The 13,343-nt window shown below is 47.2% G+C and carries 15 protein-coding genes; 5 read left to right on the plus strand and 10 right to left on the minus strand.

Going from position 1 to position 13,343, the window contains the following annotated elements; all coding sequences use genetic code 11:
* The first annotated feature begins 61 nt into the window (after positions 1-61).
* On the plus strand, positions 62-1,657 hold the full coding sequence (locus KD145_RS17335; protein WP_212000255.1) for a Na+/H+ antiporter: 1,596 nt from the start codon (positions 62-64) through the stop codon (positions 1,655-1,657).
* Positions 1,658-1,768: 111 nt separating this feature from the next.
* Here the strand turns inward: KD145_RS17335 and KD145_RS17340 are convergent, their stop codons facing one another.
* Positions 1,769-2,167, minus strand: coding sequence for a DoxX family membrane protein (locus KD145_RS17340; protein ID WP_212000256.1), 399 nt, complete (start codon positions 2,165-2,167; stop codon positions 1,769-1,771).
* A gap of 83 nt (positions 2,168-2,250) precedes the next feature.
* Here KD145_RS17340 and KD145_RS17345 point away from each other — a divergent pair, with 83 nt between their 5' ends.
* A complete protein-coding gene (locus KD145_RS17345; RefSeq protein WP_212000258.1) occupies positions 2,251-3,096 on the plus strand; it encodes an AraC family transcriptional regulator in 846 nt (281 codons plus the stop codon).
* Between the two features lie 54 nt (positions 3,097-3,150).
* Here KD145_RS17345 and KD145_RS17350 read toward each other — a convergent pair whose 3' ends face one another.
* Positions 3,151-3,441: a hypothetical protein gene (locus KD145_RS17350; protein ID WP_212000263.1), complete on the minus strand. Its 291-nt coding sequence runs from the start codon at positions 3,439-3,441 to the stop codon at positions 3,151-3,153.
* Between the two features lie 212 nt (positions 3,442-3,653).
* Here KD145_RS17350 and KD145_RS17355 point away from each other — a divergent pair, with 212 nt between their 5' ends.
* Positions 3,654-4,241 (plus strand): SMI1/KNR4 family protein, encoded by a 588-nt coding sequence (locus KD145_RS17355; RefSeq protein WP_212000264.1) that lies wholly within the window; start codon positions 3,654-3,656, stop codon positions 4,239-4,241.
* On the opposite strand, the gene KD145_RS17360 is transcribed toward KD145_RS17355, so the two are convergent.
* Complete coding sequence (locus tag KD145_RS17360) at positions 4,229-5,227, minus strand: AraC family transcriptional regulator (RefSeq protein ID WP_212000265.1); 999 nt, start codon at positions 5,225-5,227, stop codon at positions 4,229-4,231. The two genes, KD145_RS17355 and KD145_RS17360, sit on opposite strands and share 13 nt — an antisense overlap.
* Before the next feature lie 150 nt (positions 5,228-5,377).
* Here KD145_RS17360 and KD145_RS17365 point away from each other — a divergent pair, with 150 nt between their 5' ends.
* Positions 5,378-5,773, plus strand: coding sequence for a nuclear transport factor 2 family protein (locus tag KD145_RS17365; RefSeq protein ID WP_212000266.1), 396 nt, complete (start codon positions 5,378-5,380; stop codon positions 5,771-5,773).
* 113 nt (positions 5,774-5,886) lie between these two features.
* Here the strand turns inward: KD145_RS17365 and KD145_RS17370 are convergent, their stop codons facing one another.
* Entirely contained in the window at positions 5,887-6,483 is a 597-nt protein-coding gene (locus tag KD145_RS17370; protein WP_212000267.1) for a hypothetical protein, read from the minus strand.
* 196 nt (positions 6,484-6,679) lie between these two features.
* Here KD145_RS17370 and KD145_RS17375 point away from each other — a divergent pair, with 196 nt between their 5' ends.
* Positions 6,680-6,985 carry a hypothetical protein gene (locus KD145_RS17375; protein WP_212000269.1) on the plus strand — a complete coding sequence of 102 codons (306 nt, stop codon included), beginning with the start codon at positions 6,680-6,682 and terminating at the stop codon, positions 6,983-6,985.
* Between the two features lie 102 nt (positions 6,986-7,087).
* Here the strand turns inward: KD145_RS17375 and KD145_RS17380 are convergent, their stop codons facing one another.
* From KD145_RS17380 to KD145_RS17405, 6 genes are all read right to left on the minus strand, one after another.
* A complete protein-coding gene (locus tag KD145_RS17380; protein WP_212000270.1) occupies positions 7,088-8,308 on the minus strand; it encodes an ABC transporter permease in 1,221 nt (406 codons plus the stop codon).
* A gap of 9 nt (positions 8,309-8,317) precedes the next feature.
* Positions 8,318-9,064 carry an ABC transporter ATP-binding protein gene (locus KD145_RS17385; RefSeq protein ID WP_308219023.1) on the minus strand — a complete coding sequence of 249 codons (747 nt, stop codon included), beginning with the start codon at positions 9,062-9,064 and terminating at the stop codon, positions 8,318-8,320.
* A complete protein-coding gene (locus KD145_RS17390; protein ID WP_212000272.1) occupies positions 9,061-10,287 on the minus strand; it encodes an efflux RND transporter periplasmic adaptor subunit in 1,227 nt (408 codons plus the stop codon). The genes KD145_RS17385 and KD145_RS17390 overlap by 4 nt, the downstream gene beginning before the upstream one ends.
* 12 nt (positions 10,288-10,299) lie before the next feature.
* The gene (locus tag KD145_RS17395) at positions 10,300-11,577 is read right to left on the minus strand and encodes a TolC family protein (protein WP_212000273.1); all 1,278 of its coding nucleotides are present in this window, start codon (positions 11,575-11,577) and stop codon (positions 10,300-10,302) included.
* Between the two features lie 213 nt (positions 11,578-11,790).
* The gene (locus KD145_RS17400) at positions 11,791-12,123 is read right to left on the minus strand and encodes a hypothetical protein (RefSeq protein WP_308219024.1); all 333 of its coding nucleotides are present in this window, start codon (positions 12,121-12,123) and stop codon (positions 11,791-11,793) included.
* Between the two features lie 147 nt (positions 12,124-12,270).
* Positions 12,271-13,149, minus strand: a complete 879-nt coding sequence (locus tag KD145_RS17405) for a helix-turn-helix transcriptional regulator (protein WP_212000277.1) — start codon at positions 13,147-13,149, stop codon at positions 12,271-12,273.
* Between the last annotated feature and the right edge of the window lie 194 nt (positions 13,150-13,343).

Here is a 13,343-nt window from a genome sequence, read left to right on the forward strand (position 1 = left end):
ATATTACCCCGGCAAAATTTGTCGGTTAATGCTTAAATTAACATCAAATTAACTGTCGGGTATGCATCATACACTGTTACTGATCCTTTCCTTATTATTTGTTGTTTTTATGTTGGTCATGCTGGGCCAGCGATTAAAGATCTCCTATCCTATTTTTCTTGTGCTGGCAGGGCTGGGCATTGGTTTTATACCGGGGCTTCCGCATATAGAGATAGACCCTGATATGATCTTTCTTATTTTCCTGCCGCCTTTGTTATATGAAGCGGCCTGGTATACTTCCTGGAATGATTTCTGGAAATGGAAAAGACCTATTATGATGCTGGCATTCGGGGCTGTTATTTTCACTTCCTGTATTGTGGCTTATACTTCGAAGAGTATGATACCCGGCTTTACGCTGGCACTGGGCTTTTTGCTGGGTGGCATCATTTCTCCGCCTGATTCGGTGGCTGCTACCTCGGTATTAAAACATTTAAAAGTGCCCAAACGGGCACTTACCATTCTTGAGGGTGAAAGTCTTATCAATGATGCATCCAGCTTGATCGTATTCCGGTTTGCCATGGTAGCGGTGATGACAGGTCAGTTTGTGATGCAGAAGGCTATCGGTGACTTTTTTCTTTCTGCCGGGATGGGCATTGTGATAGGGTTGGCAGTAGCCCATATCATGTACTACATACATCGCTGGCTGCCCACTACGGCCAGTATTGATTCTGCGCTGACAGTCATGACTCCCTATTTCATGTACCTGGCAGCAGAGCAGTTTCATTATTCCGGTGTGCTGGCAGTAGTCAGCGGCGGCTTGTTCCTGTCGTACCGCTCACATGCCATCTTTCCCAATGGCGCTACCCGTATGCAGATGCTGGGCGTATGGAGCACACTCATCTTTGTACTGAATGGTATCATCTTTATCCTGATAGGGTTGGAACTGCCTACCATCATTCACTCGCTGGGAGATTATTCCATTGCTGATGCGATCAGATACGGGGTGATCATCGCATTTCTGACGATTCTTGTTCGTTTACTGTGGGTGTATCCGGGTGCTTTTATTCCGCGGATGCTGAGTAAAAAGATCCGGGAGCGAGAACCTAGTCCGGGCTGGAAAGGGCCACTGCTAGTAGGATGGGCCGGGATGCGGGGTGTGGTGTCGCTGGCTTCTGCCTTATCTGTGCCGTTGTTATTCCCTCACCGTAATCTGATTCTGTTCATCACTTTTATCGTGATACTTGTTACGCTGGTATTTCAGGGTCTCACACTTCCACTGCTGATCCGTCTCATCAAAATAGAGGAAATTGATGTCATTACGCCGGCAGATCAACAGGAGGCTGGTATAAGGCTTGCGCTGATGAAAGTGGCGCTCAACAGACTGGAAGAGAAATATGCTTTTGAAGCAACTGACAATGAACTGGTGGGCTTTCTGAAAAAAGATCTGGAGCATAATATCCACAACACCAGTGCGCGGCTGGAATCCCTGGAGTGTGATGATACAGAAAAAGCGGAAGTAGATCTATATCATTCAGTGCTGAGGGATATCTACGCGCTTCAGCGCAAAGAGCTGTTCCGGTTACGGCAGCATAATACATTCAGCGATGAGGTGATACGCAGTCAGGAAATGCAGCTGGACCTGGAGGAGATGAAGATCATGCACCCGGGCCATGAATAACCCATGTAGACGATGCTCCGGGAAAGCCGTCCCTGTGAGGCTTTCCCGGAGCTGTTACTACCCGCTCCGGAGCAGGTGATCACGAATGGGAAAGTAAGTCGAGCCAGTAGCTTACTTCCTGACGAGGTTGTCGAGCGCAAAGCCATTATAGCGTACAAATACCAGCAATACCGTAAAGAAGGCCGCATGTATCAGCTGCGAAGCCAACGCTCCCCAATCTTCTATCAGGGTGGTGCCTAAGATGAGCATGATCATCACTACGGCTCCTGCTATCAGGGTGGTCCGTGTAAACAGCCCCAGTATCAGCAGCAGGCCGATGGCAAATTCTGCCAGCGGCAGTATATAACTGAAAGGCAGTACCAGGGCGCCGGGCAGCATGGATTTTTCAAAGCTTTTTACCATCCAGTCGCTGAAGGCGTTCAACTTGGGAAGCCTTACCAGACCATGTCCGAACATGCTGGCTGCTATGGCCAGGCGGGTCAGTGCAAATGCAATCGTATTGTTTTCCATTAGTGTAATTTTATATATCAAAGGTCCGGCGCTTCAGACAAAAAAATTTGTACAATTAGAGGATCATTCTGTAATTTCATAAGATGATACAGGAAAACTTATACCAACCTTTCGAGATCGAATACCGGGAGTGCACAGAATGCCCGATAGACGCGCATAAACATAATTTTTTTGAGCTGGTATATATAGTAGAAGGCAGTGGTGTACAGTGTGTCAACAAGAACCAGTTGCCATACAGCCCTGACAAGCTATTTCTGGTAATGCCACAGGACTGCCATTCGTTTGAGGTAAAGGATGCGACGAAGTTTTTCTTTATCCGCTTCAATGATGTCTACTTAAAAAATCAGCATAAAGACTGGATTCATCAACTGGAGTTCATCTTCCAGAACAACAATCATTTGCCGGGTTGTATTCTAAAAAACAAGAGTGATAAACCGCTGGTGAAATCACTGATAGAAGCGCTGATGCGGGAATTGATTAATCAGCAGCCTTATCACAAGGCATTGTCGCAACAGATTGTGAATACCATCCTGACCATTGTGGCCCGTAATATCTCTTTTCAGCTGCCGGAGCAAACACGCCAGCCGGGTAAAACGGAGGCTTCACAAAATATCCTTCACTATATCCATGAGTATATTTATTCACCGGAGAAGTTAAAAGCAGAACAGATTGCTACGCACTTCAACATATCTCCTACGTATCTGAGTGAATATTTCAAGCGCAACAACGGCGACAGTCTGCAGCAGTATATCATGCAATACAAACTGAAGCTGGTGGAAACAAGGCTGCGTTACAGCAGTATGCGTGTGGGAGAAATAGCGGATGAACTAGGCTTTACGGATGAAAGCCATCTCAACAGGATGTTTAAAAAATATAAAGGGGTCAATCCATCTGCGTTTAGGAAGGAATTGCAGTTGCAACCCAATTGATATGCAGAAAAAAAGCGTCCGCAGTTGCGGACGCTTTTCAATAACTTGCAGTTACTATTCTTCGTCTTCTTCATCGTCGTCACCGGCTTCGCCTTCTTCCAGCCACTCCATGTAGGAGTAGTACCAGTCTTCCAGCTGTTCCAGCAGTTCCTGCTTTTTGTCCGGATCATTTTTGTAGAATTCTTCTACATTATCGATCTCTTCAACGATATCGATGTAGGCAGTTTCTTCGTCTTCTTCCACACGTTTGGCAAAGAAGCGGGGCTTTTCGGTATGAAAAATATACTCATTTTCCGGATCTGTAACAGGATCGTCTGCGATCAGAAATTTAGGTAACTGTGCCATAGTTGATTATTTACGTTTAAATGATGCTATTACAAAAGTAGGTATTTCTTTCACTCAAAGACACAGACAACTAACAGCGTGAAGAACTTTTTCACAGAAAATCCTTTGGGGAAAAAAGAAGCTGTTATGTTCTTTATTACCTTGCTGAAATACCGCTTTTATTTATGGTGAAATTTTTACATCTTTATAGTCGGTACAAACCCCACAACCATATGCAAGAATACTGGATACGATGGGAAACCTGGATGCGCCAGCATGCCCCCAAACTTCTGAATATCCTTAATCCTGGCGTGACATACGAAGCAGTCGAGTCTTTGGAAAAGCTGATCGATTCGCCCTTACCGGCAGATTTTAAGGCATTTTACGCGGTCCATGATGGTCAGCGTAAAGCCAGGACCGGGCTGGTAGACGGCGACCTGTTGCTCTCTGTAGAAGATATCGCCGACAACTGGCATTACTGGCAAGACCTGCTGGATGCCGGCACTTTTACCTATAACGATCACCCCATCGCTTCCGAACCCGACACAGGCATTCGCAACAGCTGGTGGAACCCGTTGTGGATACCCATTACCTCCGATGGATTTGGCAACCATCTTTGCCTTGACCTGGCCCCTGCCCCCGAAGGCCGGTACGGCCAGATTATCGCCCTATGGCATGATGATAACCACCGCGAAATCGTAGCACCCTCCTTCCGCGAATGGATCGCCGCCTATATCGACGCCATAGAAAGAGGAGATTACGTTTTTGTTAAGAAATGGGGCATCGTCCATAAAGGCACCTCTTTCAACTACAACGACTGATATCCGGCCGGACTGCTGCCAGTCCAACGCTTAAACGCCCGGGTGAAAGCACTCAACTCATTATACCCCAGCATATAGGAAATATCTTTCAAAGGATAGTTGCCCGACGATATGTAATAAAGGGCCAGTGACTTTCTCACCGCATCCGCCACTTCCTGGTATTTAACGCCTTCATCTTTCAGCTTGCGTTGTAAACTGCGCGGGCTCAGGTTAAAATTAGCCGCCATCTCCTCTAGCGTGATGATGCCCAGATAAGAATTAGCCAGCAGATGGTTATATACTCTTACCTGTAGCGTATTATTGGTGGCTGCTTTCGGCTGAGACAAGCTGCTCACTTTTTTCAACAACAGGCTTTGTAACTCATAATTCGCTGTCAGTATAGGCTCATCCCAATAACGGGCTTCAAATACAAGCGCATATTCATCGGCACGTTTTACAGGTTTACAACGAAATGCCTGTTCGTACGCAGCCAGATCAGGCACGGTATAAGGCATTCGTACTGCCTGCGGTGCAATCTTTTCCAGCAACAGCCCCGACAACTCATGAATTGTAAGCACCATCAGAAACTCAATGAGCATGCGAAAAGCCATCGTAGGTCCGTCACCGTGATCTGCTGAAGGAATGAAGCGCACTGTAAAGTTTTTGCTGCTCCGGACTATATCCAGCCGGCACTGGTCTGTTACCAGGTGTGTGAGTGCTACTGCATGAGTAAGCGCTTCTCCCACCGTGGCACTCGTCTGTATGATCTCTCCCACCACACCCAGGGCGGCAGGCTGCACCGAAGCGGCAAAATGCAGACCGAACAACGGATCGTTGGTAAGACGGGCAGCATGCAGCCATAGCATATCCAGCTGATGCTGAGTAACGGGAGCGGCTGTTGTTTTTTTAAGGGCCGTCAGATCGATGCCAACCTGCTTACAGAGCTGTGCTGCATCTACATCACGCTGCACAGCGTAGGCGATAATAGCTAATACCAGTTGTTTCATAGGATAAAGTTATTCTTCTGTAATGGCATAAAAAACAGTCTGTCGTGAAATGGTAATCGTTTGTCGTGTAATGATAAATAATACCCTTCCTTCAGATAGTAGCTTTGTGTCAACAAAACAAACGAAAACAAAAACAAAAAAAATACAATCATGGAAAATCAAACTTTAGCAGTAGTAAAAGATTTCGTTACCGCAGTACAACAGGTAAACCTCGAAAAACTTGGCGCATTGCTCCATCCTGATATTACCTGGGAACAACCCGGCAGCAACCGTTTCTCCGGCACTAAAAAATCCAGCGGAGAAGTATTCCAGATGGTAGGTGGCATGTTTGAAGTATCTCAAAATACGATGGCACTGACAGACATCAAATCTATCACTGTCAATGGCGACCAGGCTGCAGTACTGTTACACTGGAAAGCTTCCAGACCAGGCGCTACACTGGACACTGATAACGTTGACGTATACACGGTAAAAGACGGACAGATCGTTGCCGCCAAAGTATATGCTGCGGACCTCGCTCAGGAAGATCATTTCTGGGGAAATTAACAGCCTTGGGGAGAAGAAAAACAAACCTGTTACAATAATATCTGTTGGCCGGCTTTCGGAGAGAAAGCAGTCAAGCACAACCCTTCGGGAAACGGGCCTTCCGGAGGGTTGTTTTATTTAAACCAACGGCGTTTTTTGCTCTGCTGCCGTTCCTTATCTGTAGGATAGACAGGATCGATAAACCGACCTTCGGGATGATTGAGCGGACTACAGTCATGACGCTTTTCGATTGTTGTGACTGTTGTTGCCCCCATTACTATCTTTCCTGTCCTTGTGGCAAAGCCAGTCACCACCAGTTCCGGCAGATTATAGGATTTAAGGGAAGACTTAGTGGTATCCTCCGGCAGCGACTCCTGCAGTGGTGTCAGCTGCATTTCCACCTCTTCCAGTGTTCTTGCTTCTGCATACCCCTGATTGGCAATACCGGTGATCATCCCTGCTGTGAGCAGGAGCGCAGGTAAAAAATTACTCCTGGTTGCCGGTGGTGGTGCAATCAATCTATCCAACTGTGAGCTCTGAAAGTGACCACACACCTCCCCTTTGCTGTTACGAAGCATGGCCAGTATCTCAGCATCCGACATAGAAGAGAAATCTATTACGGTTTTAGCACAGCGGCTACAGTGCTTACCCGCAGCGGTATGAGTCATTTCATCCCAATTCTCACTGCAAGGCGTAGGAACAGACAGGAACAGACCTTTTGCGTACTTCATAGACACAGGTTAATATTCTTCAATTTACTAAAAGTGACTGACACCATTTTGCGGGAAAATCCCCGCCAATCCTTCCCAGACAAAAAACAGCCATTTGTAAGATAGTGTTTTTCAACAGCATCAAATAGCATTTCCGGAATGGCATCAAAATTGGATTATCCATAGCATACATGTTAACATAAAAACAATATCAGTTATGAGAGCACCCAAAAGCATTTCCGCCGTGTTGTTTGCAGTAGCCTTTGGCGCAATAGCCACATTACCGGCACAGGCAGTATTTGCACAACACAAAATAGATAGTCTTCCTAGAAAGATAGGTAACAAAACCGCTTCTATAGCCGTAAAAGGCACCTCCACCCTTACCGATAAAATATACAAAGGAAAGGAAGGCCCAAACGGACAAACAGTATATATCGACAAAAGAGACCGGAAATTTATAGTTGACGATAAGGGCAAAAAAATATACCTGAAACCATCTCAAATTCATGATAAGAAGCAATAGGTTGCAAGTTTTTAATCGTATTCTCATCAGCCGGTCAGGAGTTTTACCTGCCGGCTTTTTTGTTGGCCGTTTAACCATCATCCAAATTATCAAGCCTCCACATTACTCATACCGCAATGCCTCTATAGGATCGAGGCGGGAGGCGGCCTGCGCGGGATAATATCCAAAGAAAACACCGGTCAGTGCACATACCAGGAACGATAACATGATAGATGATTCCGATACAATCGTTGGCCATCCCAATGTAAGCGTAATCACCTGAGCAGCTGTGATACCCAGTATCACACCTATAACGCCACCGGTTACACTGATAATGATCGCTTCCACCAGGAACTGCAGCAGGATATCGATACCACGGGCACCGATAGACATACGCAGCCCTATTTCCCGGGTGCGTTCAGTGACAGACACGTACATAATATTCATGATGCCGATACCTCCAATGACCAGGGAGATGCCGGCAATAGCAGTGAGCAGTATTGTCAGCAGACTGCTGGTGGAGCTGAGGGTTTTAATCAGTTCTTCCATCGTCCTTACCTGGAAGTTGTTTTCATCGCTGGGGCGCAGCCGGTGTGTTTCCCGCAATATCTCTGTGATTTCATCGGTAGCCTGTGCGGAAGCGCCTGCGCTGACAGCAGAAGCATAAATACTCTGAAAATAGATGGTGGCGAGGATGCGCTTCTGTACGGTGGTATAGGGTGTAAGAATGATATCGTCCTGGTCTTGTCCGAAAGAGCTTTGGCCTTTGGGAACCAGGGTGCCTATTACCTGCAGCGGGATGGAGTTGAGGCGTATTACCTTGCCTACAGGGCTTTCTCCGCTGGGAAACAGATTATTGATCACGGTTTGTCCGAGCACACATACTTTGGCGGCTGTGGTCACATCGGCATCGGTAAAGCTGACACCGTCGGCAATATCCAGCTTACGGATATCGAAGTAGGATGGCGCCACGCCCTGCAGGGTGGTAGGCCAGTTGAGGGCACCGTAGATAGCTTGTCCTTTGGTAGAAGACACCGGCGATACGGCACTGACATGTTCCGCATTTTTCTGTATGGCTTTTACATCCACGATGGTGAGTGTCTGAAAACTGGAGCCCGCAATACGCAAGCCACCTGCTACGTTGCTACTGGGCAATACCGTGATCATATTGGAGCCCATAGCACTGAGCTGCGATTGTATGCTTTCCTTTGATCCTTCTCCGATGGCCACCATGGCTATTACAGCGGCAACACCGATGATGATGCCGAGCATAGTTAGAAAAGCCCGCAGTTTATTACGCTGCAAGGCCTTGAATGCAATTCGGATGAGGTTAATTACACTCATGGTGGTGAATTAATAGTCTTTCGCCGGAGGGAGGGATTCCAACGCTTCCCTCGCCGAGCGTACGTTTTCGTTGATTGTATCTTTTACTATTTTACCATCGCGCAGCGTGACCGTTCTCCTGCTGAAGGCAGCGATGTCAGGTTCATGGGTAACGAAGACGATGGTTTTACCCTCTTTGTTAAGGTCCTGCATGAGCGACATGATCTCATAGGAGGTGCGGGTGTCGAGGTTACCGGTAGCTTCATCTGCCAGGATCATCACCGGCTGGTTTACCAGCGCCCTGGCGATGGCCACCCGTTGTTGTTGTCCGCCGGAGAGCTGGCTGGGCGTATGGTCCAGCCGGTCTGCCAGCTTCACCGCTTCCAGTGCGCTGATCGCTTTATCTCTTCTTTCCCGCACCGTCAGGGAGGGGTTGTAGAACAAAGGCAGTTCTACATTTTCCAATGCGGATGTTCGGGGCAACAAGTTATAGGCCTGGAACACAAAACCAATTTTCCGGTTGCGTACCCTTGCCAGCTCATTACGGGAGAGTGCACTCACATCCGTACCATCAAGCAGATAGTTGCCGGCCGTGGGTTTATCGAGGCAGCCGAGGAGGTTGAGCAGCGTGGTTTTGCCGGAGCCGCTGCTACCCATGATAGTGAGGAATTCACCGGCATGGACTTCAAATGAAACCCCTTTGAGGGCATGTACTGTTTCTGTGCCCATCACAAAATCACGCCTGATCTGGTTTAATTCGAGAATTTTGTCGTTCATCGCTTGCGCCCTCCCCCCATTCTGGGCAAAAACGGACTTTTAACTCCGGATGCAGCTGTAGGCACAGCATTGCCATTGACGGCCGTTATCACTACATCACTGGGTGTAAGCCCTGAAATAACTTCTATCTGTGTATTATCATTCAATCCGGTGCGGATATGTTTCTGCAGCAAAGTATCGCCCCGCAGCAACCATACATAGTTGGATGTACCGGCACGCGCTGTGTTTGCAGCCCCTCCTGTGGTATCTGTTTTGTGCCGGGGGCCTCTTCCTACTGCACTCACGACCACATAATCTTTCAGCATTGTTGAATCTGGCCGGAACTTCAGCGCTTTCACCGGTAATAGCAGTGCACTGTCTTTCTCAGCAGTATAAATGGTCACATTGGCTGTCATGCCGGGTTTCAGCTTCATCTCTTCGTTGGGCGCATTGATGATGGTGTTATAAGTCACCACATTGGACGATACGGAGGGCTGCAGCCTTATTTCCTGTACCCTGCCGGCGAATACATCTTGCAGATAGGCATCTACGGTAAAGGTTACACGCTGTGATTTTTGTACGTTGCCGATATCTGCTTCGTCCACGCTGGCTTCCACCTGCATCTTGGTGATATCCCGTGCAATCACAAACAAGGTAGGTGTATTGAAACTGGCGGCGACGGTTTGTCCTACGCTGACATTACGGTTAAGCACTACACCATCTATCGGTGAAATAATATCCGTGAAGGAAAGGTTTTTCAGGGCAGATGTCAGTTGGGCTTTCACACTGGCTACATTAGCCCTGGCCTGCCCTATCTGGTTGGTAGCTATATCATAATCGGCCTTACTGATAGCACCGGTTTGGTAAAGCAGTTCCTGCCGGTGGAAGTTATTGATCTGATAGTCCAGGTTTGTTTGCGCTACCTGCAGGTTGGCCCGGAACTGGTCTACCGGTGCCTGAAACAGCACCTTGTCCAGCTCTCCCAGCTTCTGCCCTTTTTTAACCTGGGAATTATAGTCCACATACAGATATTTGAGCGTGCCGGATACCTGGGCGCCCACGGCCACGGTATCTACCGGCTGGATGGTACCGGTGGCAGTAATGGTGGTGGCTATATGGCCATATGCAGGTTTTACGGTATCAAAACTAACCTGCTGGCGCTTCTTTCTGATAAAAAGGAACCAGATGATCAGCGCGATCAGCAAAATAGCTGCTACGATAATGACCCTTTTATACTTTCTCATACTTCATCGCATTTATAGTTTTACAGGGATGCCCCTGTAAAAATCATATATCCTGATTGTCAGTGCTGTATTGTATTTAGCCTGTATATAAGCCTGAAATGCCTGTATGTAAAGATTTTTCTGTTGAAGGAAAGTCACGATATTGGCCACCCCTACTCTCAGCTGTTCGGAGGCAATACGGTAGCTTTCCGATGCGAAGCGCAGTTGTTCTACGGATGCATCATACTGCCCCTGTGCATTGATGACACTGATATAAGCCTGTTCAACAGTTTGGGAGAGGTTGGTTCGGGTATCCCTGAGGGTAAGCTTTGACTGGTCTATTTCTATTTTGGACTTTTCCACGGCTGTTTTATTGGCTCTCCGGGTATATATCGGGACAGAGAGGGTAAGCCCTATCTGCTGGTAAAAATTGTTGTCCAGCTGTTTAAAGAAATTGTTGCCCGGATCTCTGAGATAAGAGCTGCCGAGTGCTCCTCCGGCTGTTAGCGTGGGCTTATATCCTGCGTGGGCTTTAGCCAGGTCCAGCTCGGATACGTTGATGCCCAGTTCAGCGCTTTTCACTTCCGGCCTGGTGGCCAGTGCGGTGTCTTGTACATCCCTCAGGGGAGCCACATAATGACTGGACACCAGTGTATCGGGGGAATAGATGTTGAAGTCGTAGCTGCTGGGCAATTGCAGCAACTGTTTCAGCACCAGTTTATTGATCCGCTCCTGATTTTCGGCAGTAACGAGATTGTAGCGATCGGCTGCCAGTTGCGACTGCAGCGATACCAGATTCACCAGGGCGATGCTGCCAACATCATATTGTTGTTGGGCTTGTTTTACCTGGGCTTCGGAAGTGGTAACTACATCTTTCACATATACGATGTTTTCCCTGATCAGCAGGATGTTGAGATAAGCCTGTGTAAGCTGAATGGTGATATTGTTGATTTCCTGTGCGATGTTAAGGCCGGTGACCTGTAAGAGCAGCCCTTTCTGTTTGATATCATAGTTGAGAAATCCGCCCTGGTAGATAGTTACACCGGAGTTAACGGAATAATTGCCTGAAAAGGCCAGTTCATAGGGCCTGTTGCCGGTGGGTGTAATGCTTTTGGAGCCATTCAGGTTTTGGGAAGCCGATCCGGTGAGGTTAGGCAAACGGGCAGCCTTCGACAGCAGCAGATCCTGTTCACTGCTCAGCCGGCTCAACCGAAGGCTGTTCAGCTGGATATTGTTTTTCATAGCGTAATCCAGACAATCCTGTAAGCTCCAGACTGCAGGCAGCGACGATAAAGTGCTATCCTGCGCCATCAGCAAATTGTTAAAACACGTCCAGCACAACAGGTATAACAAGATAACAAACCGCCGGGGAAGTATCATCGTGTATGCATTGCTGTTAGTAAAAAACCAAGCGCAGATATGGGGTCAAATAGTACTTCTAATATAACAAAAAAAACGAAGACCCGGGCAAAAATACCCGGGCCATCGTTTTTTCATTCGTTATACTCAATCCTACTACTTTTGTTATATCGCACCTTTAAAGGTAGTATTAACCCTTCCCGTACCTGCAGGAGGTCCCTGTTGCCAGTCTTCATCATACCTTACAAAGAAGGCCATCCAGATGGTCCTGGACCAGCGCATCAGCAAGGGCTGAAGGCTCAGCAACAGCAACCCGTTAAAGCCCAGCCACCAGTAGATACTGTTATCATAGATGGAGAAGCCGATAAACAGCCACCAGGCTATCAGACTGGCTACACATACCGCTACAGACAAAGCATAACTAACATATCCGGTACCGTAATAGAAACCTACTTCCACCTCTACCGGTTGTCCGCAAACGGGGCAGTTATCCGGCATTTTCATACAGTTTTTAAGATTGTAGGGGTTTTTACTGGTGAAAATGGAACCTCTCCGGCAACGTGCGCATTTATTGGTAAATACGCTTTTGAAGACATTCGGTTTCTCGTGTTTTTTATCTGCACACATATATTGAAGCTTTTAATGTCAGGAAATATTTTTCCGAAATTCTTCCGGGGTCATCCCTTCATATTTTTTGAAGAACTTCGTGAAGTAGGAATTGTCAGCAAAGTTCAGCTGATAGGCAATGGTAGCAATGCTTGTATCAGCGTTTATCAACAGTCTTTTTGCCTCCAGGATCACCCGGTCGCGGATAATTTCACCAGCCGATTTTCCCAGCATATGACGGCAGAAAGCATTAAGATAATTCGGTGTCACGTACAACATTGCTGCATATTCTTTAGGCAACCGCATCTGCATATAATGCTGTTCCACCAGTTTGCGGAAATTACTCAGCAATACATAGTTGTACGGTGGCTCTTGCCTGGTATCACTTTTCCGGGTTACCCGGCTTACTTTCACAAACATTTCCAGCAGCAGCAATCTCAACATATCATAGCTGTAGGCTTCTGTAGCTTCTATCTCCAGCAACATCTTTTCAAACAACACTTCTACCGCTGCGCTGGCTTCCGCGGGCAGCATCACCACCCCTTCCGCGCTTGCACCGCTGAAGAACGGGAAACGTTCTACATATCCCGCGTCCTGCAGAAAAGAATTGAAAAAGCTGGCAGCCACATTCACGACATAACCTTCTACCTGTCCTTCAAAAAACCAGCTGTGTACCTGACCGGGTATCATAAAATACAGCTGACCCGCTTGCACCGGAAAACGCTCAAAATCTATCGTATGAGCACCTTTCCCTTTTGTAAAAAATGCCAGGTGGTAAAAGGAGTGCCGGTGGGGAAACCTGATATCCTTATGTGCAGCCAGGTAATCAGTAAATCGTGCTACCTGGATGTTCTCAGAAGCCGGTTTTCCCATTCCCAGCGTACAGATGTCATATGTATGGATATGTGCCTTTGACATGATATTGCAAAGGTACGGGGCGGTATGGGAAGTTGATTGTGTTAAATGGTGCTTGAATGGTACTTTTCAACTATAACTGTGATTTATGTGATTTTGCTGATGCTTCTGATGATAAAAGCGAAGAACCCATTAGCAATAATGCCAATGGGTTCTTCGCTTTTATTAATCAATACTATTCTTCGCTCATCAGGAGC

This window comes from Chitinophaga sp. HK235 (assembly GCF_018255755.1).
Lineage (GTDB): Bacteria > Bacteroidota > Bacteroidia > Chitinophagales > Chitinophagaceae > Chitinophaga.